Origin of the sequence: Streptomyces sp. NPDC014006 (genome assembly GCF_043088925.1) — a bacterium.
Classification (GTDB): Bacteria; Actinomycetota; Actinomycetes; order Streptomycetales; family Streptomycetaceae; genus Streptomyces.
The window spans coordinates 676,286-701,761 of sequence record NZ_JBICAJ010000002.1 but is presented as its reverse complement, the minus strand read 5'-3'; the positions used below and the strand labels follow the sequence as shown (position 1 = coordinate 701,761).

26 protein-coding genes are annotated in these 25,476 nt (G+C 70.3%); 16 read left to right on the top strand and 10 right to left on the bottom strand.

Going from position 1 to position 25,476, the window contains the following annotated elements; all coding sequences use genetic code 11:
• Nucleotides 1-24 precede the first annotated feature (24 nt).
• The 5 genes from ACF1GV_RS09655 to ACF1GV_RS09635 are packed head-to-tail and all read left to right on the top strand — an operon-like array spanning nt 25 to nt 6,443.
• Entirely contained in the window at nt 25-1,593 is a 1,569-nt protein-coding gene (locus ACF1GV_RS09655; protein WP_391679418.1) for an ABC transporter substrate-binding protein, read from the top strand.
• 11 nt (nt 1,594-1,604) lie between these two features.
• Nucleotides 1,605-2,585 carry an ABC transporter permease gene (locus tag ACF1GV_RS09650; protein WP_391679421.1) on the top strand — a complete coding sequence of 327 codons (981 nt, stop codon included), beginning with the start codon at nt 1,605-1,607 and terminating at the stop codon, nt 2,583-2,585.
• Entirely contained in the window at nt 2,585-4,420 is a 1,836-nt protein-coding gene (locus ACF1GV_RS09645; protein WP_391679423.1) for a dipeptide/oligopeptide/nickel ABC transporter permease/ATP-binding protein, read from the top strand. The genes ACF1GV_RS09650 and ACF1GV_RS09645 overlap by 1 nt, the downstream gene beginning before the upstream one ends.
• 2 nt (nt 4,421-4,422) lie before the next feature.
• Nucleotides 4,423-5,202: an ATP-binding cassette domain-containing protein gene (locus tag ACF1GV_RS09640; RefSeq protein WP_391679650.1), complete on the top strand. Its 780-nt coding sequence runs from the start codon at nt 4,423-4,425 to the stop codon at nt 5,200-5,202.
• Nucleotides 5,199-6,443, top strand: coding sequence for an amidohydrolase (locus ACF1GV_RS09635; protein ID WP_391679426.1), 1,245 nt, complete (start codon nt 5,199-5,201; stop codon nt 6,441-6,443). The genes ACF1GV_RS09640 and ACF1GV_RS09635 overlap by 4 nt, the downstream gene beginning before the upstream one ends.
• Nucleotides 6,444-6,450: 7 nt before the next feature.
• On the opposite strand, the gene ACF1GV_RS09630 is transcribed toward ACF1GV_RS09635, so the two are convergent.
• The 5 genes from ACF1GV_RS09630 to ACF1GV_RS09610 form a co-directional block, all read right to left on the bottom strand.
• On the bottom strand, nt 6,451-6,900 hold the full coding sequence (locus ACF1GV_RS09630; RefSeq protein ID WP_391679429.1) for a VOC family protein: 450 nt from the start codon (nt 6,898-6,900) through the stop codon (nt 6,451-6,453).
• A gap of 37 nt (nt 6,901-6,937) precedes the next feature.
• Entirely contained in the window at nt 6,938-7,288 is a 351-nt protein-coding gene (locus ACF1GV_RS09625) for a transposase (protein ID WP_391679574.1), read from the bottom strand.
• Between the two features lie 54 nt (nt 7,289-7,342).
• Nucleotides 7,343-8,794: a glycoside hydrolase family 32 protein gene (locus tag ACF1GV_RS09620; protein ID WP_391679434.1), complete on the bottom strand. Its 1,452-nt coding sequence runs from the start codon at nt 8,792-8,794 to the stop codon at nt 7,343-7,345.
• Nucleotides 8,787-10,166 (bottom strand): glycoside hydrolase family 172 protein, encoded by a 1,380-nt coding sequence (locus ACF1GV_RS09615; RefSeq protein WP_391679436.1) that lies wholly within the window; start codon nt 10,164-10,166, stop codon nt 8,787-8,789. Before ACF1GV_RS09615 ends, ACF1GV_RS09620 begins: the two co-directional genes overlap by 8 nt.
• An 89-nt stretch (nt 10,167-10,255) precedes the next feature.
• A complete protein-coding gene (locus tag ACF1GV_RS09610; RefSeq protein WP_391679439.1) occupies nt 10,256-11,260 on the bottom strand; it encodes a LacI family DNA-binding transcriptional regulator in 1,005 nt (334 codons plus the stop codon).
• A gap of 421 nt (nt 11,261-11,681) precedes the next feature.
• Here ACF1GV_RS09610 and ACF1GV_RS09605 point away from each other — a divergent pair, with 421 nt between their 5' ends.
• The 7 genes from ACF1GV_RS09605 (at nt 11,682) to ACF1GV_RS09575 (ending at nt 18,333) form a co-directional block, all read left to right on the top strand.
• Entirely contained in the window at nt 11,682-13,022 is a 1,341-nt protein-coding gene (locus tag ACF1GV_RS09605; protein ID WP_391679441.1) for an ABC transporter substrate-binding protein, read from the top strand.
• 47 nt (nt 13,023-13,069) lie between these two features.
• Nucleotides 13,070-13,945, top strand: coding sequence for a carbohydrate ABC transporter permease (locus ACF1GV_RS09600; RefSeq protein ID WP_391679444.1), 876 nt, complete (start codon nt 13,070-13,072; stop codon nt 13,943-13,945).
• Nucleotides 13,942-14,865 (top strand): carbohydrate ABC transporter permease, encoded by a 924-nt coding sequence (locus tag ACF1GV_RS09595; protein WP_391679448.1) that lies wholly within the window; start codon nt 13,942-13,944, stop codon nt 14,863-14,865. Before ACF1GV_RS09600 ends, ACF1GV_RS09595 begins: the two co-directional genes overlap by 4 nt.
• A gap of 34 nt (nt 14,866-14,899) precedes the next feature.
• Nucleotides 14,900-15,106, top strand: a complete 207-nt coding sequence (locus tag ACF1GV_RS09590; RefSeq protein ID WP_391679451.1) for a hypothetical protein — start codon at nt 14,900-14,902, stop codon at nt 15,104-15,106.
• 31 nt (nt 15,107-15,137) lie between these two features.
• On the top strand, nt 15,138-16,316 hold the full coding sequence (locus ACF1GV_RS09585) for a NosD domain-containing protein (RefSeq protein ID WP_391679453.1): 1,179 nt from the start codon (nt 15,138-15,140) through the stop codon (nt 16,314-16,316).
• A gap of 636 nt (nt 16,317-16,952) precedes the next feature.
• The gene (locus tag ACF1GV_RS09580; RefSeq protein WP_391679456.1) at nt 16,953-17,645 is read left to right on the top strand and encodes an ANTAR domain-containing protein; all 693 of its coding nucleotides are present in this window, start codon (nt 16,953-16,955) and stop codon (nt 17,643-17,645) included.
• Nucleotides 17,602-18,333 (top strand): ATP-binding protein, encoded by a 732-nt coding sequence (locus ACF1GV_RS09575; RefSeq protein ID WP_391679572.1) that lies wholly within the window; start codon nt 17,602-17,604, stop codon nt 18,331-18,333. Before ACF1GV_RS09580 ends, ACF1GV_RS09575 begins: the two co-directional genes overlap by 44 nt.
• A 72-nt stretch (nt 18,334-18,405) precedes the next feature.
• Here the strand turns inward: ACF1GV_RS09575 and ACF1GV_RS09570 are convergent, their stop codons facing one another.
• Together ACF1GV_RS09570 and ACF1GV_RS09565 are read right to left on the bottom strand one after the other, a co-directional pair.
• Entirely contained in the window at nt 18,406-19,359 is a 954-nt protein-coding gene (locus ACF1GV_RS09570) for an anti-sigma factor RsbA family regulatory protein (protein ID WP_391679459.1), read from the bottom strand.
• A complete protein-coding gene (locus tag ACF1GV_RS09565; RefSeq protein WP_391679461.1) occupies nt 19,356-20,138 on the bottom strand; it encodes an MEDS domain-containing protein in 783 nt (260 codons plus the stop codon). Before ACF1GV_RS09565 ends, ACF1GV_RS09570 begins: the two co-directional genes overlap by 4 nt.
• Before the next feature lie 256 nt (nt 20,139-20,394).
• On the opposite strand from ACF1GV_RS09565, the gene ACF1GV_RS09560 reads away from it, so the two are divergent.
• Nucleotides 20,395-20,763 carry a VOC family protein gene (locus ACF1GV_RS09560; protein WP_391679464.1) on the top strand — a complete coding sequence of 123 codons (369 nt, stop codon included), beginning with the start codon at nt 20,395-20,397 and terminating at the stop codon, nt 20,761-20,763.
• A gap of 297 nt (nt 20,764-21,060) precedes the next feature.
• Here the strand turns inward: ACF1GV_RS09560 and ACF1GV_RS09555 are convergent, their stop codons facing one another.
• On the bottom strand, nt 21,061-21,861 hold the full coding sequence (locus ACF1GV_RS09555) for an alpha/beta fold hydrolase (protein ID WP_391679466.1): 801 nt from the start codon (nt 21,859-21,861) through the stop codon (nt 21,061-21,063).
• 143 nt (nt 21,862-22,004) lie between these two features.
• Between ACF1GV_RS09555 and ACF1GV_RS09550 the strand changes: the two genes are divergently transcribed.
• Nucleotides 22,005-22,889, top strand: coding sequence for an AraC family transcriptional regulator (locus ACF1GV_RS09550; RefSeq protein WP_391679468.1), 885 nt, complete (start codon nt 22,005-22,007; stop codon nt 22,887-22,889).
• Between the two features lie 87 nt (nt 22,890-22,976).
• On the opposite strand, the gene ACF1GV_RS09545 is transcribed toward ACF1GV_RS09550, so the two are convergent.
• Nucleotides 22,977-23,504, bottom strand: coding sequence for an ATP-binding protein (locus ACF1GV_RS09545; protein ID WP_391679655.1), 528 nt, complete (start codon nt 23,502-23,504; stop codon nt 22,977-22,979).
• 139 nt (nt 23,505-23,643) lie between these two features.
• Here ACF1GV_RS09545 and ACF1GV_RS09540 point away from each other — a divergent pair, with 139 nt between their 5' ends.
• The gene (locus ACF1GV_RS09540) at nt 23,644-24,021 is read left to right on the top strand and encodes an STAS domain-containing protein (RefSeq protein WP_391679471.1); all 378 of its coding nucleotides are present in this window, start codon (nt 23,644-23,646) and stop codon (nt 24,019-24,021) included.
• Nucleotides 24,022-24,261: 240 nt separating this feature from the next.
• Here the strand turns inward: ACF1GV_RS09540 and ACF1GV_RS09535 are convergent, their stop codons facing one another.
• Nucleotides 24,262-24,546 (bottom strand): cupin domain-containing protein, encoded by a 285-nt coding sequence (locus ACF1GV_RS09535; protein WP_391679473.1) that lies wholly within the window; start codon nt 24,544-24,546, stop codon nt 24,262-24,264.
• Between the two features lie 316 nt (nt 24,547-24,862).
• On the opposite strand from ACF1GV_RS09535, the gene ACF1GV_RS09530 reads away from it, so the two are divergent.
• Entirely contained in the window at nt 24,863-25,300 is a 438-nt protein-coding gene (locus ACF1GV_RS09530) for an STAS domain-containing protein (protein ID WP_391679476.1), read from the top strand.
• Nucleotides 25,301-25,476: the final 176 nt, after the last annotated feature.

The window sequence follows — 25,476 nt, the reverse complement described above, 5'->3', positions numbered from 1 at the left end:
CCCTCAGCCCTGGGGAGTTCCTTCATGCATCGTTCGCGGTTCCTCGCCGGTGCCTCCGTGGCCGCCGCCGCCTCGCTCCTGGCCACCGCCTGCACGACCGGCTCCGCCGACGGCCCTTCGTCGGGCGACGGCAAGAGCGGCGGCACCGTCAGGATCGGCGTGACTTCTGACGTCACCTCGTTCGACCCCGCCAAGGGCGCGGGCGCTACCGACTACGTGATCACGTCGCTGCTGTACCAGCCGCTGCTGGGCCAGGACGACGGAGGCACGTTCGTCGCCGGGCTCGCCGAATCGTGGACGTCCACGCCGACGAAGACGACCCTGACGCTGAAGAAGGGGCTGACCTGCTCCGACGGTTCGGCGCTGACCGCCTCGCAGGTCGTCGCCTCGCTGGAGCACTTCCGGGCGACCTCGGCCGGCGCGCTGCTGACCTTCGGCGCGGCGAACGCCGGAAAGAAGACCACGATCACGGGCGACGACTCGGCCGGCACCGTCACCATCACCACCGCCACCCCCTGGGGCGAGGTCCTCACCGGCCTGGCCGGCACCGGCGCCGGGATCATCTGCAAGGCCGGACTCGACGCGGGTGCCGCCGCGCTCGCCCGGGGCGCCGTCAAGGGCGCGGCGTCCGGCCCGTACGAGATGGTGAAGGCGCAGCGTGGCGCCTCGTACGAGCTGAGACTGCGCAAGGGTTACGACGCGTTCGCGCGCTTCGCCGCGCAGCCCGCCGGGAAGCCCGCCCACACCCTGCGGATCCAGATCTCGAAGAACGAGTCGACCCTCGCCAACCAGCTCCAGACCGGGGCCCTGGATCTCGCCCCGTTCACCGGCACCGATGTCGCGCGGTTCACGAGCGACGACGCCTACGCCGTCAGGTCGGTGCCGTTCATCCGCAACTTCATCGCCTTCAACCAGCGCCCCGGCCGTCCCGGCTCCGATCCGAAGGTGCGCGAGGCGGTCGCCCAGGCGGTGAGCGCGACGGCGTTCAACAAGGTGTTCGGCGGCGCGGGCCAGGTCATGACCTCGTACGTGGACGAGAAGTCCGCCTGCGTCTCCACCGACACCTCCCTGCTGACCTCGACCGATCCGGCCGCGGCGAAGAAGGCGCTCACCGGTGTCTCGATCAAGCTGGAGGGGTCGAACGCGGTGGCGGGCGGCGCGGGCAACTCCTACGTCGCCGAGGCCCTGCGCGCCGCCGGCGCCGAGGTGAAGCTCGCCAACGCCGACAACGCCACCTGGGCCACCGACGTGACCGCTAACCAGGGCGACTGGGACGCCACCGTCTTCCCCCTGATCACCGGCAGCCTCGCGCGCGGCGGCGCCTACTACCTGGGCCCCGAACCGGCCGAGGGCGGCCAGAACTACGGCGCGGTCGACAACAAGGGCTTTGCCGCGCACTATGTCGCCGCCACCTCCACCACGGACCGCAACGCCAAGTGCGCCGCCTGGCAGAAGGCGCAGGACGCCCTGCTCAAGGCCCACGACGTCATCCCGCTCGCCACGGTGAACGTGCACTATGTCGCCCGCGAGGGCATCGCCTTCGCGATGCCGGGAGGCTCGGTCGCCGTCTCCACGCTCCGGGTCACCGGCTGATGGCGGCCGCTGTGGATGCCGCGGGGGCCGGGCGCACGAGCCTGCTCGGCCCCTGGGGCACCTTCCTCGTACGGCGCCTAGCCGGGCTCGCCGCGGTAGCGGTCACGCTTGTCGTCGGCACGTTCCTGATGGTGCAGCTCATACCCGGCGACCCGGCCCGCGTGGTGGCCGGCGCCGACGCGGCGCCGGCCGACGTGGAGCGGGCCCGGCACGAACTGGGCCTGGACCGGCCGCTGTTCACGCAGTTCGGCACGTATGTGAGCGGTCTGCTCCGCGGCGATCTGGGCGCCTCCTTCCAGACGAAGGAGCCCGTCGCCGACATCATCGGCGCCCGTCTGCCCTTCACCGCCGAGATCGCGTTCCTCTCCGTCCTCGGCGTTCTGGTGCTCGCGGTGCCGATCGGGCTGGCCGTCGCCGCGCGCGGCAGCCGCCGCACCGACGGGGCGTTCACCTTCGTCACCGGTCTGGTCGGCGCGACGCCCGAGTACATCATCGGCACCTTGCTCGTCCTGGGCTTCGCCATCAAGCTCGGCTGGCTCCCGGCGGCAGGCGCCGAGACCGTCTCGTCGATGGTGCTGCCGGTCGCCGCGCTCGTCCTGCCCGGCACGTGCGTCATGACCCGCATCGTGCGCACCGAGGCCGCGCACGTCCTGGCCCAGGACTACATGCGCACCGCGCGCGGACGCCGGCTGCCGCCGTTGCGCCTCTACGCCCGCCATGCCCTGCCGAATCTGCTGACCGCCACGCTCACCCTCGGCGGACTGATCCTCGCGGGCCTGCTCGGGGGCACGGTCATCGTGGAGTCGGTGTTCGCGTGGCCCGGTATCGGGCAGCGCGTCGTCGAGGCGCTGCTGGTGCGCGACTACCCCGTGATCCAGGGCTGTGTCCTGGTCCTCGGCCTCCTCGCCGCCCTGCTCAACCTGCTCGCCGACGCGGCCCTCGCTCTGCTCGACCCACGCACCCTCGCCGGAACCGGAAAGGGAGGACACTGATGCGCCGCATACGGTGGAACGCACCTCTGGTCACGGCCCTCGCCGGGCTGGGCCTGATCGCCGTACTCGGCATCGTCGCGCCGCTGCTGTGGGAAGGGGAGGCGACCACCCTGAGCGGCGACGCCCGCGCGCATCCGAGCGGCGAGCACTGGCTCGGCACGGACGCCCTCGGCCGCGACGTACTGGCCCGCACCCTGGTCGCCACCCGCCTCACCCTGGAGATGACCGTCGCCGCCACCGCGCTCGCGGCCGTCGCGGGGATCCTCCTCGGCACCGTCGTCTGGGTGTCCGGCCCGCGCGTGCGCGAACTGGGGCTGCGGCTGATCGACGTCATGATCTCCTACCCGGCGCTGCTGCTGGCGATGGTGATCGCCACGGTCCTGGGCACCGGACCCACCGCCTCGATCCTCGCGATCGGCCTGGGCGGCGCGCCCGCCTTCGCCCGCCTCACCGCGAACATGGCGGCCTCGGTCGCCCAGCGCGACTTCGTCACCCAGGCCCGCCTGATGGGCGTACCGCCCTCCCGGTTGCTCAGTCGGCATCTCCTACCGAACATCTCCGGGCCGCTGCTGGTGCTGTTGTCGGTGGCGTTCGCCAACGTCCTCGTGGCCCTGTCCGGCCTGTCCTTCCTCGGCGTTGGCGTGCAGTCGCCGGACTACGACTGGGGCGCGCTGCTCAATTCCGGTCTGGAGTCCCTCTACACCACCCCGGCCGAGGCGATCGGCCCGGCGGCGGCCATCACCGTCACCGGCGTCCTCGCGGGCTTCGTCGGCGACGGCTTGGCCACGGCACTCGACCCACGCGGCGGCGGTACGAAGACCAGGGCGCCCCGACCCGTCGTCGTACCTCCGCACTCGCACCGAGCCCCGAAGGACGCGCTGGTGACGGTGGACGGCCTGTCCGTCGCCCTGCCGGATGGCACCCGCCTCGTCGACGACGTCTCCTTCCACGTCATGCCCGGCGAGATCGTCGGCCTGGTCGGCGAGTCCGGCTCCGGCAAGTCGATCACGGCGATGAGCGTGGCGCGGCTCCTGCCCGACGGGCTGACGGCCCACGCGGCCCAACTCACCCTGGGCGACCTCGACCTGGCCGCTCCCGCCGCCGACCCCAAGCGGCTGGCGACCGAGATCGGCATCGTCTTCCAGGATCCGTCGGCCTCTTTCAACCCCGCGCTGCGGATGGGCGGTCAGCTCACCGAGACGCTCCGGGTGCACCAGGCCGTGCCCCGGACTGAGGCGCTGCACCGTACCCTCGAGGCTCTGGAACAGGTCAGGATCACGGACCCGGCCCGGGTCGTGAAGCAGTACCCGCACGAGCTGTCCGGCGGTATGCGGCAGCGCGCGGTGATCGCCGCGGCCGTCCTGCCGGGCCCCCGCCTGATCGTCGCCGACGAACCGACCACCGCCCTCGACGTCACCGTCCAGGCGGAGGTCCTGGAGCTGCTGAAGGACATCAACCGCACCCGCGGCACGAGCATCCTGTTCATCTCCCACGACATCGGTGTGGTCGGCACCCTGTGCCACCGGGTCCTGGTGATGTACGCAGGCCGGGTAGTGGAGGAGCTGTCGACTGCCGATCTACGAGCGGGCCGCGCCCGGCACCCGTACACCAAGGCGCTCCTGGCCGCGAGCCCGCGCCTGGAGGAACCCCACGGCGAAGAGCGCTCGTTGCTCGCGACCATCCCCGGTCGGCCACCGGCGCCCGCCGCCCGCCCCGCCGGGTGCGCGTTCGTTGACCGCTGCCCGGTCGCGCTCGACGCCTGCACGAGTGAACGGCCCGAACTGATCGACGCCGTCGCCTGCCACGCCGTACGCCAGGAGGTGCAGCCCGCGTGACCATGGACAAGCTGGCCGTCGAGGACCTGACCGTCACCTTCGGCCACGGCAAGCGCGCGAGAACCGTCCTGCACGGTGTGTCCCTGGGGGTACGGGCCGGGCAGACGCTCGGCCTGGTCGGCGAGTCCGGCTCCGGGAAGTCGACCATCGCCAAGGCGATCGTGGGCGTCCATCCGGCGCGCGCGGGCCGCATCACCCTCGACGGCGAGGACCTCACGGGTCTGCGGGGCGGACGGCTCACGGCGGTGCGCCGCCGGGTGCAGCTCGTCTCCCAGGACCCGTACGCCTCCCTCAACCCGCGCATGACCGTGGGCCAGGCCATCGCCGAGGCCGTCGACCCGGTACGGGCCGACGCCCGCAGGAACGCGGCGGTGGTGGAGCGCTGGCTGGAGACGGTCGCGCTCGACGGTTCGGCGGCCCGCAGGTACCCGCACGAGTTCTCCGGCGGGCAGCGGCAGCGGATCGCCGTCGCCCGCGCGCTGGCCGTCGAACCCGAGGTGATCATCGCTGACGAGATCACGTCGGCGCTGGACGCCTCCGTACAGGCCGAAGTCCTCAACCTCCTCGAGGAACTTCGCCGTTCCCTGTCCCTGACGATGCTCTTCATCTCGCACGACCTGGCCGTCGTCCGCCACGTCAGCGACGAGGTCACCGTCCTGCGCCAAGGAGAAGTGGTGGAACACGGGCCCGTACGGGACGTCTACCGCACCCCGCAACACCCCTACACACGCCGCCTGCTGGCGAGCGTCCCGCCCTTCGAGGAGAAGGAGCAGCTGGCATGAGCGAGCCGACCACCGCAGCCCGCCTCACCCTGGACCTCACCGCCGACCTGAAACCCGCCCAACTGCAGGACTTCTACCGGGATCTGCACCGCCATCCCGAACTGGCCTTCCAGGAGCACCGGACCGCGGCCAGGCTAGCCGCACGGCTGCGCGCGGCCGGCTACGACGTGACCGAGGGCGTCGGCCGCACCGGAGTGGTCGGCGTCCTGGCAAACGGTGACGGTCCCGTCGTCTGGCTGCGCGGCGACATGGACGCCCTGCCCGTCCAGGAGGCCACCGGCCTGGAGTACGCCTCCACCGTCGACGGCGTGATGCACGCCTGCGGCCACGATCTGCACGTCACCTGGCTCGCGGGCGCCGCCGAAGTCCTGGCCGCCGCCCGCGACACCTGGTCCGGCACGCTCGTCGTCGTCGGACAGCCTGCGGAGGAGTCCGGCGGTGGGGCGGCGGCCATGGTCGCCGAAGGAGTGCACCGGCGCTTCCCGCGCCCCGACGTGCTGCTCGGCCAGCACGTCACACCCGGCCTCGCCGGGTTCTACCCGCATACGCCCGGCCTGACCATGTCCGCCTCCGACGACATCGACGTCGTCGTCCACGGCGTCGGCGGCCACGGCTCACGCCCCGAGTCGACCGTCGACCCGGTGGTGACCGCCGCGTACATCGTCACGCACCTGCAGACCGTGGTGTCGCGGGAGGTCGCGGCGCGCGAGTCGGTAGTCCTGACGGTCGGCCGGTTCCACGCCGGCACGAAGCACAACATCATCCCCGCCGAGGCCCGGCTCGCCCTGAACCTGCGCACGCAGGACACACGGGTGCGTGAGCGCGTCCTCGGCGCCGTCCGCCGGATCGTCGCGGGCGAGTGCCGGACGGCGGGCTGCACGGTACCGCCCGAGGTCACCGTCCGGCCCGGCTATCCGAACACCGTCAACGACGCCTCGCTGGACGGTGAGATCGCGGCTGTGCACCGTGAACTCTTCGGCGCAGCCACAGTCTTCGACTTCGGTCCGGCCATGGGCAGCGAGGACTTCTCCCTGCTCGCGCCCGAGGGTGTGCCGTACGACTACTGGTACGTGACGGCGACCCCTGCCGATGTCTGGGAGGCGGCGCCCGGCGACGACCTCGCCGAGAAGTTCGGCAACGTGCCGGGCAACCACAGCCCGCTGTTCGCTCCCGAACCGTCGTCAGTACTCGTGCCCGGTGTGCGGACGCTGGTGTCGGCGGCGCTGAGCCGACTGGCCTGAGCGCACGTCACCGCTGGGTGCGGCGCACCTCCAGCACCACCCCCGCTCCCTCCCGCGTGTCGAAGTAGCAGAAGCCGCTGCCATCGGCGCGCCGCCCGGGCGCGAGGACGCCGAGCCCGAGCCGCCCGGCATGGGCCCGCGCGTCGGTCAGGTCCGGCGTCTCGAAGCCGAGGTGGTGGACGCCCTCGCCGTGCTCGTCGAGGAACCGCCGCTGCGGGCAGTCGAGTTCAGGCGGCTTGCAGAGCTGGAGCTGCACGTTGTCGAGGTTGGCGCACTTGTAGCGCATCGCCGCCGACGCCTCACGGCTGGGCACCTCGAACTCCTTGTAGGCGGTGCTCTTCGGGTAGTCGTACCAAGGCCCGACGCCGAGGCTCTCGTAGTACGCCACGGCCCGGTCGAGGTCGATCGCCACGATGCAGATGTGGTGGAGGGTGCGCAGATGCGGGTTCGGGTTCACGGTATTGCAGGGTGTTCGACGGTGTCTCACTCACGCGTCAGACCCTCTCGCGACTGCCCCTATGACGGGGGTGACGACTGCACGGGTCTGACCAGGTGGCAGACCTCTCGGCCGCGTAGTGCTTGAGGCTTCGGACCATCTCGCGTCGAGTCTTGCCCGCCTTGCTGCGGCGCTCGTCGTAGTCCTGGGTACGCGGGTCAACCCGCAGGCGAGTCGGCACGATCCGGTGCAGGGCCGCGTTCGCTTGCCGGTCGCCGCCCCGGTTCAGGCGACGGTACTGCCGACTGCCCGAGGAACGCTCGACCGGGCTGACCCCGCACAGCGCGGCGAAGGACGCCTCACTGCCCGTCGACGAGCTCTGCGCAGGTGCGGAAGAGATCTGGCCCACGCACGAGACGCCCCGCCGAGGCACATCGATCTCGGCGGGGCGCCCGTGGCACGGTCAGGAGTCGGCGACCGGGTCCTTGCTCAGGTCCCAGGCGCCGACCGTGTAAGCGGCGGAGCCGACTCCCATGGCGCCCATCTGCACGCGCCAAGGCCCCTCGCCGACGGGATAGAAGCGCAGGGTGAGGGCACAGCCGGAGGCGGTGAAGATCTCCGCGACCGAGTGATCCAGCAGGATCCGCAGCGTCGCGGTGGGCCCCTCTGCCGGAAGGCGCCAGCTGCCGCCCTTGGCGCGGGAATCGAGGGAGGCATGGTCGCGGTCGACGACCAGTTCGCCGGTGAGCAGGTGGTGGACGATGTCGAGGTACTCCGTCCCGTCCGGCGAGGTGAGCAGCCGCAGACGTCCGCCGCGCTCGAGGGACACGGTCAGATCGGTGGCCCGGCTTACCTCGCCGAGGTCGGCCGGCTGCTCGGCGCTCGCCTTTCCCGCGGCGACGATCCGTCGTTCGCCGCGCAGGGCGAGCAGCTCGCGAGCGGGCTGTTGGATCAGCTCGCCGTCCGGGCCGGGGGTCAGTTCGCGGGGCAGGGAGAGCATTCCGGCCCAGCCGACCTCGTCGGTCCAGGCGCTGGGGGCGCCGACGCGTTCCTCGTCTCGGGCCTCCCAGATCCAGGCCCACATCAGCCGGCGCCCGTCGGGGGCGCGCAGCAGGGCGGGGGCGTAGAAGTCGGGCCCGTGGTCGAGGAGCCGGGGTGGCGCCGCGGCTTGGAACTCACCGTCCTGTTCGTGGCCCGGCCAGTAGATCGCGCAGCTGGCTCCCTCCTCGGGATCCCAGGCGCTGGCAAGTACCGCACCGGTGCCGTCCGGGAAGGCGGCGTACTGGGCACACTCCCAGCCTTCCTCGGTATTGCGGCCATAGGGAAGCGGGTGGGGCGGCCGGGCGAGGAAGACCCCCTTGTACGACCAGTGGTCGAGGTCGCCGGAGGTGTACTCCAGCGCTGCTCCGCGGCCGTCGGCCAAGGCCGCGCCGACCAGCATCCGCCAGCGGCCGCCGTCTTGCCACACGTACGGGTCGCGGAACATCGTCGTGTCGTCGGGTGCCTCCGGTATCAGCAGCCGGCCGCGTTTGGTGAACGTCGTACCGCCGTCGTACGACACCGCCGAGGTCACCGGCTGGTGCCGGCGGTCCGGGTGGCGGGCGGAGTAGAAGGCGGTGAGGCGGCCGTCGTGCGAGACCGCGTTGCCCGACCAGATCCCGCCCTCGTCGTCGCTGCCGGGTGTGGGGGCGAGGGCCACCGGCAGGAGCTCCCAGTGGATGAGGTCCGGGCTGCGGAAGTGGCCCCAGTGCATGTCGGCGTGGCGGGCGCCGTGCGGGTTGTACTGGAAGTAGACGTGGTAGTGGCCGTCGTGGAAGACCAGGCCGTTGGGGTCGTTGATCCAGTGCGCCGGCGGGCGGAGGTGGACCGCCGGGAAGTGGGTGTCGAGCGCCGGTGGTACTTGGGTCTCAGTCATGGGCGCGCTCGTCGTAGCGGCGACGGACGGCGGCGGCCTGCTTGATGTTGGCCTCGGACTCCTGCAGCGAGCGTTCGCCCCTCAGACGGGTGCGCTCGGCGAGGTTGTTCATATGGCGTTCGAAGCGGGCCTGGTAGCGCTCGCGCATGACGGCGATCTCCTCGGCGACCGCGCCGGAGCGCGCGGCCGGAACCGGCATCGGCTGTCCGGCCGGACGCACGGGCAGGCGCTGTTCCAGCGGCAGGATCATCGCCTTCGGGGAGGGCAGGGTCTGGTACCAGTACGCGGTCGAGGCCCAGTCGTCGGCGAGGTGGTTGCCGTGGCCGTGCTCGATGGAGACCTTGATGCGTTCCTCGAAGCGGATCGGATCGGCGACATGGAAGCGGTAGTTGACGGAGTAGCCGGGGACGTCGGCCTCGTGGAGGATCGCGCCGTGGTAGAGGTAGGCGTTCTTCTGCATCCCCCAGGCGTGGTTGAAGTAGTCCTCGGTGCCGGTGCCATGCAGGGAGGGCGGCCAGCTGGTGGAGCCGTCGGGCAGGAAGTCGTCGTCGATCCAGATCATGTCGTTGCCCTCGCCCCACCAACTGCCCTGCCGGTGGTGGACGGAGAGGTTGCAGCCGACGTAGTGGCCCTTGCCCTCGGTGTCGAGGATGACGTAGTTGTCCTCACCGGTCAGGTCGGTGATGTTGGCCTCGGGGCTGTTGGTCTGGATGTCCGGGGCCCAGCCGTTGCAGGGGTTGCTGCGGCTCCAGCGGGCGTGGAAGTAGAGGGTGTCCTCGGCCAGTTCGTCGGGGAACAGTTCGTAGTCGATGTAGAAGTACTGCTGGATGGGCAGGTCGTTCTCGTTGACCAGCTCGATGCGGGCGCGCTTGTTGAAGGGCATCGGCGCCCAGCAGTTCAGGGCCGCACTGCCGCCGAAGATCAGTGATTCCTCCGGCTTGGCGGAGACGGTGAACAGGGCCGACTGGTAGCTGTTGGGCATGCAGTGGCCGATGCCGAAGAAGTCGCCGAGCGGGACGAGGACGGCGGGCTCCTCTTCGTCGTCCCAGGTGATCCGGATGAGGACCTTGCGGTAGTAGTCCGGGTCCGGCTCTTCCCAGTTGACGCCGAGCGCGTTGTGGATCTCCATCACGGGGGCCACGGTGTCGGCCTCCAGGGGGTCGATCAGGCCCGGGCCGAGGGTGCGGCGGCAGAACTGGGTCATCCAGATGTGGCTGATCCGTCCGGGGCCTTCGAGGTCGGCCAGGACACGGCTGGAGTGGGCCGGGGTCGTCCAGTAGTCCTGGTTACGGCCGCGCTGGTCCCAGCTGGAGACGCGGGCGGTGCGGGCCCGCGCGGGGCGGGTGAGGTGTTCGAGGGCGTGCGAGGGCATGGGAGACTGACCCCTTCAGTGATGGTTCGCTGAACTCGGGCGGCGGGAGACTGGACCTCTCCTGCCGCCCCTTGCTGTGGTGGAGTGGCTCAGGCCGGGCAGCCGCAGGACTCCCGGTAGGTGATCTCCGGCTCAAGGCGGACGGTGCGGGGCCGGGAGGTGAGGGTGCCGTCGATACGGCTGAGCAGCAGCTGCATCGCCGTGGCCCCGATCTCGTGGGCCGGCTGGGCGACCGCGGTGATACCGGGCCGGAACAGGTCGGTGTGCGGGAAGCCGTCGAAGGTGGCGAAGGCGAAGTCCTCCGGCGTGGTCAGGCTCAGCCCCTTTGCCGCCGTCAGGACACCCACCGCGGTCTCGGTACTGGCGGCGACCACGGCCGTCGGCCGGTGCTGCCGCAGGACACTCGTCATGCGCTCGCGGGTGTCGTCCGCCCGCCCGTTTCCGGTCACGATCAGGGCGTCGTCGACCTCGATGCCGGCCTCGTCGAGTGCGTCGAGATAGCCGCGCCGCCGCTCGGAGATGGTGGACACGCCGGTGTCACCCGCGGCCAGCGCGATCCGCCGGTGGCCGTGCCGTTCCGCCAGGTGCAGCACCAGCTCCCGCATGGGCGCGGTGTTCTCGACGCCCACCTGATCGGCCCTGACCCCGTTGAGGCGGTCGATCAGGACGACCGGCGTGCCCTGGTCGATGACCGCGGTGATCACTTCCCGGCGTGACCGGGCCACCGGAGCGATGAGGAGGCCGTCGACCCGACGCTCGGCGAGGACCTCCAGCGCCCGCGCCTCCAGCTCCGCGTCCTCGCCCGAGTTGGCCAGCAGCACGGTCAGGCCGGCACCCATGGCCTCCCGTTCGACACCGCGGGCCATCGCCGCGAAAGCCGGCTCGGCCATGTCCGTCAGGACCAGTCCGATGGAGTCCGTGCGAGAGCGGCGCAGCGCGCGAGCGAGGCTGTCGCGCCGGTAGCCCGTGGCCTTTACCGCCTCCTCGACCCGGGTGCGGGTCTCATCGCGGACCGGCCGCGTGCCGTTGATGACGTGCGACACGGTGGACGTCGATACGCCGGCCATCCGTGCAACGTCGGAGATCGTGGCCACTGCCGCTCGCCGCCTCCTCGTGTCGTGGGACTGGATCCATGATCCGGTCCGTCACTGCGCAGCGCCATACGGTCCACCGGTTCATGGGATCGACCGATGCGCCGTCCACCGCTCACCGTCCGACTCATCGAAACGATTGCGCAGACTTTCGCATGCTCGACGATGACCGTCAATAGGGTTCAACCAGCAAGGACGTTGACCCGCTCGGAACTTCTCCGACGCGCAGTATTGACAGTCCAGACCTGCCGAGTACCTTTCATCGAAACGTTTGCGTCAGACCGTCACGCCGGTCCCACGCCGAACGCCCGAGCGGCACCGGTACACACCCCGGACCCGACGGCCCGTAGCGCATCACCTCCCCGGAGCCCCTCCCCCACGCCGGTTCCGCCTCACCCTGTGTTTCCCGGAAGGCAACAGCACCATGGCGACCTCTTCCCAGCCCGCGTCCTCCTCGTCGGGACCGCGCTCCGGCATCTCGCGCCGGCTCCTGTTCACCGCTGCGGCGACCGCACTGCTGGCCACCAGCACGGCCTGCGGCTCCGCGGTGAACTCACCGAACGGCTCGTCGTCGGACGGTGTGATCACCCTGTCCATGCACAACCCGGACAGCAAGACACAGGACCCGGCGACCTGGCGGCTCGTGCAGGCGTTCAACGCCATGCACCCCGACATGAAGGTCAAGCTGGAGGGTCAACTGGTCGACCAGCACGAACAGCGGATGACCATCGCCGCGCAGAGCGGCACGCTGCCGGAGATGTTCTGGGTCTACGACTCACTCGCGAAGACCATGGCCAAGAACGGCAACCTGCTGGACCTTTCCCTGATCCTCGCCGAGAACGACCTCCACTCGAAGTTCAAGCCGAGCATGCTGGCCGCCTTCCGCTTCGACAACGTCCAGTACGGCGTCCCCTACCAGGCGCTGGTCACCGGCTTCTACTACAACAAGGACATCCTCCGGGCACACGGGATCGCCGTGCCCAGGACGTTCGACGACCTGCTCGCTGCGGTGAAGAAGCTCAAGGCCGCGGGCGTGGTGCCGATCGCGCAAGGAGCGAACACCTCCTCGTTCAGCGTCTGGGCCTTCCTCACCATGCTCGACCGCTTCGGGTTCGAGGCGAAGTACCAGGACATCCTGGTCGGCAAGGCACGCTACGACAACGCCGACTTCGTGCGCCTGTACCAGCACGTGGAAGAACTCGCCAAGGCCGGCGCCTTCCCCGCCAACATGAACACCCAGACGTACGCCCAGGCCGTCGCCTCGTACACGGACGGCAAGGCGGCCTTCCTCGACACGGGCGTCTGGGACGCGCACAAGATCCAGGAGAGCAAGGTGGGCAAGAGCACCGGCTTCTGGGCCGGCCCCACCTTCTCCGACGGCGTCGGGGACCAGAACCTCGTCATGAACGTCCCCTCGGCGCCGTTCGTGGTGAGCGCCAAGGTGAAGCAGGACAAGAAGAAGTACGCCGCGGTGAAGGCGTTCATCCAGTTCTACTACAGCGACGCGGGCCAGAAGATCCTCGTCGACAACGGCCAGCCGCCGGTCACCACGTACAAGCCCACCGTGGACCCGGCGAAGAACCCGGTCTTCGCTGGTGTTCTCGCCGAAGCGGCCAAGCCCGGCTGGAAGAGCCCCCAGGCCCAGCCCGACCTGGTGGTCTCCGCTGCCACCGCCAGCGCCATGTACGACAGCTTCTACGGGGTCATGGGCGGCAGCCTGAGCCCCGAGGAGGCCGCGGCGAAGGTCCAGAAGTCCATCAAGTAGTCGCCCGCACCAGCCTTCTTCGGCATGCCTCGAACAACGGGAACGGCATGAACTGGCTCACCACGCGCCGGCACTTCACCCTCATGATCGCGCCGGCCCTCCTCCTCTACAGCGTGTACATGATCTACCCGATCCTGTACTCGCTCTACTACAGCTTCACCGACTACGACGGCGTCTCCGCCACCGCGTTCACCGGCCTGAGCAACTACCGGCAGATGGCGCAGGACGATGTCTTCTGGACTTCCCTGCGCAACACCGGAGTCATCCTGGGCATCGCCCTGTTCCTGCTGATCCCCCTGGGCTTCCTGCTCGCCGTACTGCTCAGCGGCCGGGTGAGGGGCAGCGGCGCGCTGCGGGCGCTCGTCTTCGCCCCGGCCATCATCGCGCCGATCCTGGTGGGACTGATCTGGATCTTCATGCTGGACCCGAAGATCGGCCTGGTGAACGCGTTTCTGCTGGCGATCGGCCTACCGGCAGGGCCGCAGTGGATCGGCGGTCCCACGCTCAGCCCGTACTCGATCGGCCTGGTCTACCTCTGGCAGCAGGTCGGCTTCGTCCTGACCATCTTCTACGCGGGCCTGCGCATGCTGCCCCGCGACGTGATGGAAGCCAGCAGCCTCGACGGCGCGTCACGCTGGCAGCAACTGCGGCACATCCAGATCCCGATGCTGCGCGAGACGTTCGGCATCGTCACCGCCCTCGTCGTCACCGGCGTCTTCAAGGTCTTCGAACTCGTCTACGCGCTCACCGGCGGCGGTCCCGTCCACCTGTCCGAGGTCATGGTCAGCTACATGTACCACATCACCTTCACCACTCAGCAGTACGGCTACGGCATGGCCCTGGCGGTCGTGGTGTTCGTGGTCGGTTCGCTCGCCTCCGCGGCCACGTTTCTCGGCAACCGACGCAGACAGGAGCGGAGTTGAGCACCGACATGCACACCGACACCAAGTCCGGCGTCCGCACACGGCCGGTGCCGCGACCGTCCCGGAAGGCCGTCCCGCGCCGGCCCCGGCGCAGCGGACGCGGCGTGATCGTCGCCTCGGCGGCCGCCTACCTGATCACCTTCGTGATCCTGATCCCCCTGCTGTGGATCTTGCTGTTGTCGTTCCAGACCAACGACACCATCCTGGCCCACCCCTTCTCGTTCTCCCACCTCACTCTGGCCAACTACCAACAGGCGCTGGAGACCCTCAACCTGCTGGTGATGTACAAGAACACACTGATCCTGGCCGTCGTCTCCGTCACGGTCGGGCTGTTCATCTCCTACCTGGCGGCGTTCGCGCTCACGCGCATGGTCTTCCGCAGGGGCGGTCGCCGCACGCAGAACACCCTCCGGTACTACTTCCTCGGTGGACTGGCCATCCCCGTCTACATCCTGCTGTTCCCGGTGTACCGGATCGACATCGCCCTCGGCCTGTTCGGCACCTACGCGGCGCTGATCCTGCCGTACATCGCCGTCTCGATCCCGTTCAACATCCTGCTGCTGACCGGGTTCCTGCGGGACTTCCCCGACGACATCGAACAGGCGGCGGTGATGGACGGGGTCGGGCTCTGGCGCATGGCCTGGAAGATCGTCTTCCCGCTCATGCGGCCGGTCGTCGCCACCCTCGCCATCCTCAACGTCATCTACGTCTGGAACGAGTTCCCCTTCGCGGTCACGCTCATCAACGACCCGTCGCTGACCACCGCGTCCCTCGCCGTCTCCCAGTTCCAGGGCGTCTACAGCGTCAACTACGGCGCGATGATGGCATCCGCCACCCTCGTCCTCCTGCCGCAGCTGGCGATCTACGCGGCCTTCCAGAAGCAGGTCATCGCGGGCATGACCGCGGGCGCCGTCCGCTGACCCCTGCACACGCCCCACTCCACGAGGAGCCGCCATGGATTCCGACCGACAGCCCGCCCCCTCCCGGCGCACCGTGCTGAGGGGCGCCGCGCTCGCGGCGCTCACCACGGTGGCGTCCCTGAACGCCACCAGGCCCCTGCCGGCGCACGCCACCGTACCGGCCCCTCCCGAGCCCCCTCAGCACACCAAGCACACCAGCACGTCGCATCGGTCGTACAGGGCGATCGTCGGCGTCCTGTGACCAGAGGTCTTCAACCGGAAGGATCATCCCCGTGGCGGACACCGTCTACGACGTCACCACCTTCGCGGCCAGCGTGTCGCCCTACACCGACATCGGCCGGGTGATCAACGAGATCATCGCGGACATCAAGTCCAGGCAGACCACCCAGAACACCCGGCCCGGCGCCGTCATCTACATCCCGCCGGGCCACTACGACCTTCTCACCCGGGTCATCGTCGACATCAGCTTCCTGACGATCAAGGGCTCCGGACACGGCTTCCTGTCCGAGGCCATCCGCGACGGGTCCAACACCGGCTCGTGGGGGGAGGTGCAGCCCGGCTCCAGCCACGTCCGGGTGATGAACACCGATGGCCACAGTGAAGCGTTCCTGGTGCAACGCGCCGGACGGCCGGACGACGTCGGCCGGCTCAGCGGCATCGTCTTCCAGGACTTCTGCATCGACGGTGTGTCGGCTGTCAAGCCGTACACGCCCGGCAACTCCAAGATCGGCATATCGGTGCAGTCGGACAACGACTCCTTCCGCTTCGAGGGAATGGGCTTCGTCTACCTCGAACACGCCATGACCGTGAACGGGGCGGACGCCTGCAGCTTCACCAACAACTTCGTCGCCGAGTGCGGCAGCAGCATCGAACTGACCGGCGCCTCCCAGTCCGTCAAGATCACCAACAATTACCTCATCAGCGCCTGGGCCGGCTACTCCGTCCACGCGGAGAGGACCGAGGGGCTCTCCATCACCGGCAACACCATCCTGTGGGCCTGCAACATCACCCTCATCGAATCGAACCGCTGCACCATCTCCGCCAACAAGCTGCTGAGCGACTTCCCGAGCATGATCTCGCTGCAGAACGGCAGCTCGGGCAACCTGATCTCCGCGAACCACTTCCGGCGGGTGTACGGCGACGGCACCAGCACCCGCTTCGACGACCTCTACGGCATGATGCGCATCAGCGGCGACGACAACGCCGTGATCGGCAACCAGTTCTCCTTCTCCGTACCCCCGGAGAACATCAGCCCGGCCGGCTCCGACCCGACGATCATCCTGGTCGCCGGCGGCGCCCGCAACTACCTGGCCACCAACAACATCACCGCGAACGTTGGCGTCAAGGTAGTCCTCGACGCCTCCTCCGCCGAAACAAAGCTCCTCTACACCGCACAGAACTCTCAAGTGCAGGCGTTCACCACCAACTACTCGCTCGTCGCCACGCCTTGAACGCATCCTGCGCCCAGGCGCAGGACTGTGGGGCGGTTCCGTGGAGCGTCTTCGACACGCATGGAGGCGGGCGGGCCGCGCACAGAGGAACGCGGAGGGTACCAGCGGGTGTCGCGGGTTCGGAACCGAGCCGGGCATCCGCTGCCCGGCGCTGACCGCCGTCCGCGCCGCTGCTCGCTCGCATTCCGACCGGCAAGAGGCAACCGAACGAGCGCGTCTGCCGACGGGCGCCGCACCGTTCGCCGCGACGGCCTGGGAGCCGCCTGCCGTCCCAGTGGCCGCGGCAGCCCGCTGCGGTACCTCGCCGCCCCAGGCTCGGCACCTTCGTGTAGATGCACCTCGGAAGCGTCACAGGGACAGGCCGCATGAGGCGCCGACCGCATCGTGCCCGGCACCGCCGCCGAAGTCACGACGAAGCCGCACCGGAGAGCTCCGGTGCGGCTTCGTCGTCTCACGGCTCCGCGCACAGGCCCCACCAGGACGGCCCTCGGCCCGGCGGCCGGTCGACGTACCCGGCGTTCCGTCGGTCCGGGGCAACGATTTGCCCTGGGTGGGCGGCTGTACTGAGGTCAAAAACATCCTCCATCGCAGAACTCGGTCTAGTGTGGCCCGGTCGGTGATCGAGGCGGGGTGGCTATGGAGTGGCAGAAGTACGCCGAGCAGATGGCGGTGCTCGCGCGGCACCTGCTGGCCCAGGATTCGCTGCAGGCGACGCTGGATGAGATCGCGGCGTCGGCGGTGAAGCTGATCGAGGGCTGTGATGCGGCGGGGATCCTTGCGGTGCGCAAGGGACGGGCGGTGACGCTGGCGGCCTGCGGGGACATGGTCCACGAGTCCGACCGCCTCCAGGGCGAGCTGGACGAGGGGCCCTGTTTCGATCTCGCCCGGCACAAGGACGGCGAACGCGTGTACCGGATCGAGGACCTGAACCAGCCGCAGCCGGCATGGGAGCGTTTCGCCGCGGAGGCCCGCAAGCTGGGCATCGGCAGCATGACCGGCGTACTGCTCTACACCGACGAGGACGACTTCGGCGCACTGAACCTGTACGCCCGCCGCCCCGGAGCCATGGGCAAGGACATCGAGACCGCGGGCTGGCTGCTGGCCTCGCACGCCGCCGTCGCCCTGGACAGCGCCCGCACCATCGACCAGCTCGAGCACGCCATGGAGTCCCGGCACTCCATCGGTGAGGCCATGGGCATCCTCATGGAGCGCCACCAGCTGAGCGAGGACGACGCCTTCAACGTGCTGCGCCGCATCTCCCAGCAGCACAACATCAAACTCCGCGATGTCGCCCAGCGGATACGGACCGGACGCACCGACCCGGCCTGAGCGGCAGCCCGCATGCCCTGGTCGACCGTCCGAGCACGGTGTCGGCGTCGCCGTCCAGGGCGATGCACCGCACCTGCAGGCAAGTCACCTGAGGTGTGTGCGGTCGACAGAGGGGTACACGCGGGCCCGACGGCCGCAATGGACGGCAAGCACAACGAAAGAGCCCCGGATGGTCACCCCGCTTAGGAATCAGGCGGCGGATGAACAGGGCACGGGTGAGCCCGTCACGCTGCGCTGCAGCGTGACGTGGGACGGCGCAGCGGCCCGCGTCAGTGACGCGCGCCATGTTTTGCGCGCCTTCCTCGCCTGTGTCCGGTACCGCACGCCCGTGCCGCCCCCACTGGTCCTGGACGCCGAGCTCGTCGTCAGTGAGCTCGTCACGAACGCGATCCGGCACGCCCCGGGCCCGTGCGGGCTGACCCTGCAGCTGTCCGACGAAGAGCTCGCGATCACCGTCCGGGACACCTCCTCCGACCGGCCGACAGTGCACCGACGCGACCCACAGCGCGTCGGCGGCCACGGACTGCACCTGGTCCACGCGGTCAGCGATCACGTCGCCGTCACATCGCATGCCGTGGGAAAGCAGATCACCGCCCGTCTGCGCCTCACCTCTCAGGACGACACCGGTGGCACGGATCGGGCCCGCCGCATCGAGACGGCGGGCCCGGCTTCCTCACCGCGGCCATGAGCGTGCGGCTCAGGGAAGGTCCTCGCGACGCCGCCTCACTCCGGCGCTGAGCCGAGCGCGGCCCGGCAGAGATCAGCCGGGCAGCTCCGTGTGCAGACGGATGGTGGTGCCCGTATCAGGGGTGGAACGTATCTCGACGAGGTCGCACAGCTGGTGCACGAGCCAGAGCCCGCGGCCGCCGATCTGCATGCCGCTGGGACGGGACCGGCCCACGAGGGGGTCCTTGATGTAGCCGGCGTCGCGGAACTCGCACACCATCCGGTGGTCGTCGCCCCAGGTCCGCAGCACGCCCTGGCCTCCGCCGTGCCGGATGCTGTTGGCGGCCACTTCGGTGGCGGCCAGATGCAGCTCGCGCAGCTTGCTGCCGCTCAGGCCGTGCCGTTCGGCACAGCGCTCGATCTTCTCCCGCACCGCCGTCAGGTCACCACGGGCGTAGACCAGTTCGTCGTACGGGTCGCATGGATTGGTCAGCGGATCGAAAGCGAACGGTGTGTGCGGATCGTAGTCCGTGCACGGCACGGTGCGACCGTCCCTTCGGACCTCGGGGTGGCAGCGCGCCATCTCCTCCAGCACGGCCCCGTGGCCGGTGGTGTCGTACGGGCACAGCAGCCACCAGGCCGGGCCGTCTGCGAAGGCCTTGTTCAGCAGCCACTCGTGGTAGTGCAGTTCCTGTGCCTGGGCGCGGTTGCGGATCTCGTCCCAGGGGGATTCGCCGATCCCGCGCACCGGCCGCCCCTCGGCGACATGCTCCTTGATCCACTCCTGCCAGGCTCCGATGAGCCGGCCCGGATGGTGCGCCACCATGGTGGTGTCGACGTAGCGCACCGCCGCTTCGGCGGGAATCTCGGCCCGCAGCAAGGACACCTTGTCCTCGGGGACGGCTACGACGACGGCCTCGTCACCGTCCAGCGCCTCCTGGATGAAACCGAGGGTTCCCTCGACGAACTGGTCCCGGCCGCGGTACGGGTACAGCTCGTGCCGGTACCCGGCGACCGAGGGTGTGGAGGCGGAGCGGGTGGAGGTCACGGCGCCATCACCACCGGAACGTCCCGCACGGCGAAGCCGGACAGTTCCCAGGCCAGCCGCACGGTGTCGTTGGTACCTTCCAGAACGACCTTGCGGTCCGGCAGGCATCTGGCCGCGTCGGCCAGCGCGCTCATCCCGGCTGCGTCGAAGAAATCCAGGGCGTGACAGAGGAGGCGCACTGTCGCTGTCTGCGCGAGCAGCGTGCGCAGGATGTTCCCGAAGGCCGGCGCGCCTTCGCTGTCGATGACCCCGTTCACCGTCCAGCCGTCCTTTCCTGTCCGGTACACCTGGAATGCGGGTGATGCCGGACGGCTGCCCAGGTGGTGAGGGTGCACGCACCTGACCTGTTCCAGTGTAGAAGCGTCCCAGCCACCACCGCTGTAGGCGCACACCACCAGAGCTCCGCTGTCGGTGGCGAACTCCTCCAGCTCGAGCTCGCTGCGCAACAGGTCCTCCGGCCGCTCCGTGCGGCCGCTGGGCGTCACGTGATGCAGCACCCGAAGCGAGCGGAAACCCTCACGGCCGGCGCTCACCGCCTCGCGCCGCACGGCGGCAAGGAGAGAGCCCTCCAGCCGGGAAGGGTCGAGCACCAGCTGGGCGAACTCGCCGCCTGTCCGCGGAGCCGGGCCGATGATCACCACTTTGTCGCCGAACAGCGCCCCGTCCGCGACGAAGGCCCGGCTGCGGTCCATGACATCGTCCGCAGCATCCAGCACCTGGCAGACATGATCACCAGGGTCGACCTCGTCCAGGGTCGCCAAAGTCCGCGCCGCTCTCACCGCTCCTCCCCTCGCCATCGGATGCCCACCCTACTGACCCGCACACCTTGCACCGCCCAGAGGGCCGGGCGGCGACAGGGAAGATCCGCCGTCGCGAAGTGGCTGGGCAGCGGGGTGGTGACCTCGTTACGGGGTGCCCGTGCCGGTCGTGGGCGGCAGTCCGTGCCGTAGACCGCCCGGCGGGGTGGTCGTGCCGATGAGTTCACCGTCCATGAACGGTCTACCCAGCGACACGACCGTTCTTGACAGGGGTGCCATGTCCACCATCCAGCCAGTGATCGTGACTGCCGACCAGGACGTTCTGCTCGGCTTCTACACGGCATTGCTCGGCGCTGAGGAGATCTTCCGGATACCGGCGGAAGGCCCGGCCTTCTACGTCGGCTTGCGCATCGGCGACACCGACCTCGGGCTGGTGGCCAGGGCGGACGTGGGGACGGGGGCGGAGGCGCGGATCCTGCTCAGCATCGGTGTCGACGACGTCGACGAGACGCTCGGCCGGGTGGTGGCGCTGGGCGGCTCGGTCCGCGGCGGTCCCAACGACATGCCGTGGGGACAGCGCGTCGCCCACATCCAGGACCCCGACGGCAACCCGGTGAACCTCACTCAGCCGATCCCGGCCCGGTGACGCTGTTCCGGGGGCAGGTGCTGATCGCGGGCTGCCGTCAGTGGCGTGCCGGTCGACGGGCCGGCGAGCATCGCCGCCTTGAGCTGCGGGGTACTATCGGCGCCGCAAGGCCCGCACTCCCCCCGTCCGGGTCGTTGCCACGGAGCGGGCAGGGGTCCCCCCGTCGCCTGCCCGCTCCGTCCCCAAGACCTCCCGCTCGGCCAACCGCGACGTGTCCTGCCTTGTGCAGATCTGCCTGGACACCGCTCCGCACCTGTGCCGTCCGCGCGCTGTCGGCGCGCGCCAACGGGGCCCGGGTCAGTGTCGAAGGAGCTGGAGGAAATCCTCGACAGCGGTGGCGACGGCGCGGGGGGCTTCCGCGGGGAGGAGGTGGCCGGTGGCGGGGACGGTGACCAGGGTGGCGTGCGGGATGTGCGGCAGGAGGCACTCGCGCAAGACGCCCGGCGGTTCCACGAGGTCGTTCTCCGCGGCCAGCACGGTCACCGGAACCGCGATGCCGCGCACGGCGTGGGTGATGTCCTGCGCGATGCCGCGCAGCGGCCACTCCTGCCGGGCCTCGGGTCCGGCGGCGAGGCTGTCGCGTACCGCGGTGGCCCGCACCGTCTCGGACAGCGGTGTGGCGGTCAGGACATGGTCGAGGGCGTGCATCGCCGCCTCGGGCGAGTCGTAGGCGTGGGACAGGCCCTGCCGGTGCTCCTCGGTCACCGTGACGGGCGGCTCGGGCGGTGCGGGGGCGAGAAGCACCACGCCGGCCAGGCCGGCCGGCCTTCGGGCCGCGACGAGCTGGCTCACCTTGCCGCCCATCGAGTGGCCGACGAGGACGAACGGCCCCCGCACGCACGTGTCGATCACGCGAGCGAGGTCGTCGGCGAGCCGGTCGAGGTGATAGGGGCCGGGCAGGGCGCGAGAGGTGCCCCAGCCGCGTTGGTCGAAGCGGACCGTCGCCTGCCCGGGCGGCAGATGACCGATCACGTCGTTCCATGTGCCGGCGGAGCCGCCCCAGTAGTGGACGAACACCAGCGCCGGTCCGGTACGGCCGCCGACCCGTACGTCCAGAGTCCCGCCCGCCACCGGCACCGGCCTTGTCGTTTCCGTCATCCCTGCGCCTTTCACTCGGCTGCCCGAGACGATCGGTGTCTCCCGGCCGCAGCCTTCCACGGGTAACCTGACCTGCCTGCCAGGTGCACATCGACGGTAGGGGAAGCGCGGTCCATGCCCCGGTGAAAAGGAGCACAGCACTTGTGGAAAACGGACAACCGGCAGTGCGACAGCTGCGCTACTCACCTGCCGTCGGCTCACCGCACGGCGTGGAGGTCCTCGACTTCGCCGCGCTGCGCTCCATGGACACCGAGGGCCGTCGCGTACTCCCCCAGCGCCCCGACTTCCACGTCCTGGCCCTGATCGCCTCCGGCACCGGCGCCCACGAAGCGGACTTCGACATCTACCGGCTGGCGGAAGGCAGCGCCGTATGGATCCGGCCCGGCATGGTGCACCGCTGGAGCGACGTCGACGCCTGCGACGGCCCGCTGGTCCTCTTCCGGCCCGGCTTTCTCCCCGGCCTCACCGCCGCGGAGGCCACCACCCCGGCGTGCTGGCGCCTGGACCGGCAGCGTCTGGACCTGGCCCTGCTCGCGGCCCAACACCTCGGCCGCGAGCACGACACGGCAGCGCGCACCCCGCTCCTGGCATCTCCCGCACTGCTGTCCCACCTGCTGGCGGCGCTGGTCCTGCGCGCACTACCGGCCGCGCCCGCCCGAACCGACGGGGTTCCGGCCGGCAACCGGTCCACGGACGTGTTCCGCGCCTACCGGGCCGCCGTCGAAGAACACTTCACCGACTGGCACCACGTGGGCGACTACGCGCGGGCACTCGGTTACGACGTGCGCACCCTCACCCGGGCGACGCGCGCCGCCACCGGCACGGGCGCCAAGGCCTTCCTCGACCAGCGCATCCTGCTGGAGGCCAGGAGGCTGCTCGCGCACACCGGCCTGCCGGTCGCCGGCTGCGCCCGACGCCTCGGCTTCCGGGACGCCGGCAACTTCACCACCTTCTTCCGGCGTCAGGCAGCCACGACCCCCGCCGCCTGGCGCGCCGCTTACGGCGCGACCGACATCCGCGGGGTCTGATGTCGCCACGACCGGTCCCGGTCAGCGACCCGGGTCCGGCTGGCTCCCAGAGCAGCGAGTTCGCCGCAACGGCGTGAGCAGGGGCGCTCACCGGGCAGCACGCAGGTTCCCCGTGCCCTGCACAGAAGTGCGGCCGCCGAGGTCTCCGCCCGGATCGTCCGGCAGGGCGATGCGTGCGGTGACGCGTTTGCCGGCCCGCTCGCGCTGGACCTCGAGGCCCTGTGTGACGGCCATGACGATCTCCAGACCGTGCTGTCCCACCCGTCCCGCGTCCGCGGCCCGGGCCACCGGCAGCACCGGATCGGAATCCCGCACCGCCACCTCGACCGCGTCCCGCGTGATCCGCACTTCCAGCAGCACCGGACCGGGCGCGTACTTACGGGCGTTGGTGACCAGCTCGCTCACCATCAGCTGCGTCACTTCCATGGCGCGCCGCGAGACCGGAAGGCCGTGCTCCGCCTGCACCCGGGTCAGGAAGTCCGCGACCACGGGCCGGGCACGAGCGATGACGGAGCCGTCGCCGTCCAGGGCCGCCGTGACCTGGAGCGCCCGCGCGTCGGGCGTGGTGGGGCCCTCCCCCAGCGGAACTCGTTCCGACACGGCCGCCTTCACCATCCCGTTCACGCCCACGCGCTCACCCACGCCCGGTCGGCTGCACAGCCCAGCCCCTGCGCCGGCTCCCACGGCGCACGGGCACCCGGTTCTTGCAGGCCGACGCTTCGAGCACGGGTCTCGGTGTGCCAGTATCACCGCTATGGCGGACGGACGAACGACGGACACCGAAACCACCGGGCAGCTCGGCGGGCTGTCCGTGACAGCCACGGCCGCCGACGGCGCCCGCGTGCTGACCCTGGCCGGAGAGATCGACCATCACACCGCCGACACGCTCCGCGAGGCCCTGGACGTCACCGGCGCCCCGCGGCCGCGCCTCGTGATCGACATGCGGCAGGTCACCTTCATGGACTCCAGCGGCATCAACATCCTCATCGCCGCCTACCAGGCCGTCACCGCGGCCGGCGGCCGGCTGCGCCTGGCCGGACCCACCCTGCCCGTGCTGCGCACCCTCCAGCTCGTCGGCATCGACACTCTCATCGACTGCCACCCCACCCTCGACGACGCCCTCGCGTCCTGACCGCTGCCGATCCGGTCCCGGGCACACGGCCGGGGCGAGCGTGAAGGCACCCCTGGGTGCGGCGAACCGCATCACCACCCATTTGGCCCCGTGTCCGCGCGCTGATCCAGGGCATCCGGCTGTGGTCCCTGGGCGTTAGGCCTCTTCCGCGCCCCGGGCGGTGGTGCCGCGGCCGATCCCCGAGTACGGACGCGGCACCACCCGGCCAGGACCACGAGGTGAGCGGCGGTGTCCGTTGCGCTACTTCAGTTCGATCTCGACGAAGGCCAGCGCGGACGTGCCGGCGTTGACGACCTCGTGTTCGCCGCCGGCCGGGCGCGCGTAGGACTCGCCCGCGCGCAGCTGCGACGAGGTGACCGTGCCGTCGGGGGTGATCACCTGGGTCTGCCCGTCGGTGACCGGCACGACGACGTAGTCGTACCCGTGCACATGACGGCCGGTGCTCTCTCCCGGCCGGAAGTCCCAGCGGGTCACCCGGACCCGCTCGTCTTCGTGCTGCACGGTGGCACGGGCGGTGCTCGCCATGAAGGCCTCCTCTTCGTCGGTTGCCCCCACAGACAGGTGTGGGGCGGCGACATCCCAGGTGGCAGGCTATCCGCCAGGCTCAGCCGTACTACGTGACGCGGGGCGTCTCCCGGGTCGTCGGCCTGCACCACCTGCCCCCCGCCGGGCACTGCCAGGCGCTCAAGCCCAGGCATCGGCGAGCGAGCATGCGCCGCCGCGCTCCCCCCCTCACACGGGTGATGACTCTTCCCCCGCAGTGGGGAACCGGTTCCCGTGGCAGGGTGAAGGCCGGGCGCGTCGCCTGTCCTTGATCAACCCGGGCTTGGTTGATAGGGGCATGAGCAACACGGACACGAGCCCGATACTGACCACACCGGCCGAGAAGGCCGGGGCCGCACAGGGCGCGGACGCCGCGCCCGGGGACATACTCTCCCTGTCCTGCACCACACCCGACGCACGCACGGTGAAGGTGGTCGCGCGCGGGGAGGCCGACCACTTCGGCCTCGCTCCGCTGCGCGTCCTTCTGACCACCGCGGCCGTCTACGGCTACCGGCGGCTGGTCCTCGACTGCCGGCACGTCACCTTCTGCGACAGCGCGCTCCTGGCGGCCTTCGATTCCTGGTACGCGGCGGGCGGGAGGGTCGTGATCCAGCACCCGCCGCCCCAGCTCGGGCTGCTCCAACCCCTGTTGCGGCGATTTTGGCCGGGGCCGCCGACGGGGGCACCTTGCTTCCGGCGAGCGGTGACGGCCGCCGGCTCCCTGCCGGGGACGTGAGCGGCGGGCGCCGAGGGGTGCTGGGAAAGGATCGCGTGCATGCGCGGTGTGCATGAACCTCCGGCCCCTGGCTGATACCCGCACCTGATGAGGGCCCGGACCACCGCACGGGGTTCGGGCCCTCCCGCACGACCGGCCCGGGCCCAACGGGGCTGGTCCGGCGGCTGATCGGGTCG

Excerpts from the sequence above, each read along its gene's own strand:
- ACF1GV_RS09555 (WP_391679466.1), bottom strand. The coding sequence starts at position 21,861 with ATGACGGAAACGACAAGGCCGGTGCCGGTGGCGGGCGGGACTCTGGAC.
- ACF1GV_RS09615 (WP_391679436.1), bottom strand. The coding sequence starts at position 10,166 with ATGCCCTCGCACGCCCTCGAACACCTCACCCGCCCCGCGCGGGCCCGC.
- ACF1GV_RS09600 (WP_391679444.1), top strand. The coding sequence starts at position 13,070 with ATGAACTGGCTCACCACGCGCCGGCACTTCACCCTCATGATCGCGCCG.
- ACF1GV_RS09575 (WP_391679572.1), top strand. The coding sequence starts at position 17,602 with ATGTCGCCCAGCGGATACGGACCGGACGCACCGACCCGGCCTGAGCGG.
- ACF1GV_RS09540 (WP_391679471.1), top strand. The coding sequence starts at position 23,644 with ATGGCGGACGGACGAACGACGGACACCGAAACCACCGGGCAGCTCGGC.
- ACF1GV_RS09545 (WP_391679655.1), bottom strand. The coding sequence starts at position 23,504 with ATGGTGAAGGCGGCCGTGTCGGAACGAGTTCCGCTGGGGGAGGGCCCC.
- ACF1GV_RS09645 (WP_391679423.1), top strand. The coding sequence starts at position 2,585 with ATGCGCCGCATACGGTGGAACGCACCTCTGGTCACGGCCCTCGCCGGG.
- ACF1GV_RS09590 (WP_391679451.1), top strand. The coding sequence starts at position 14,900 with ATGGATTCCGACCGACAGCCCGCCCCCTCCCGGCGCACCGTGCTGAGG.
- ACF1GV_RS09640 (WP_391679650.1), top strand. The coding sequence starts at position 4,423 with ATGGACAAGCTGGCCGTCGAGGACCTGACCGTCACCTTCGGCCACGGC.
- ACF1GV_RS09560 (WP_391679464.1), top strand. The coding sequence starts at position 20,395 with ATGTCCACCATCCAGCCAGTGATCGTGACTGCCGACCAGGACGTTCTG.
- ACF1GV_RS09620 (WP_391679434.1), bottom strand. The coding sequence starts at position 8,794 with ATGACTGAGACCCAAGTACCACCGGCGCTCGACACCCACTTCCCGGCG.
- ACF1GV_RS09605 (WP_391679441.1), top strand. The coding sequence starts at position 11,682 with ATGGCGACCTCTTCCCAGCCCGCGTCCTCCTCGTCGGGACCGCGCTCC.
- ACF1GV_RS09535 (WP_391679473.1), bottom strand. The coding sequence starts at position 24,546 with ATGGCGAGCACCGCCCGTGCCACCGTGCAGCACGAAGACGAGCGGGTC.
- ACF1GV_RS09580 (WP_391679456.1), top strand. The coding sequence starts at position 16,953 with ATGGAGTGGCAGAAGTACGCCGAGCAGATGGCGGTGCTCGCGCGGCAC.
- ACF1GV_RS09655 (WP_391679418.1), top strand. The coding sequence starts at position 25 with ATGCATCGTTCGCGGTTCCTCGCCGGTGCCTCCGTGGCCGCCGCCGCC.
- ACF1GV_RS09635 (WP_391679426.1), top strand. The coding sequence starts at position 5,199 with ATGAGCGAGCCGACCACCGCAGCCCGCCTCACCCTGGACCTCACCGCC.
- ACF1GV_RS09530 (WP_391679476.1), top strand. The coding sequence starts at position 24,863 with ATGAGCAACACGGACACGAGCCCGATACTGACCACACCGGCCGAGAAG.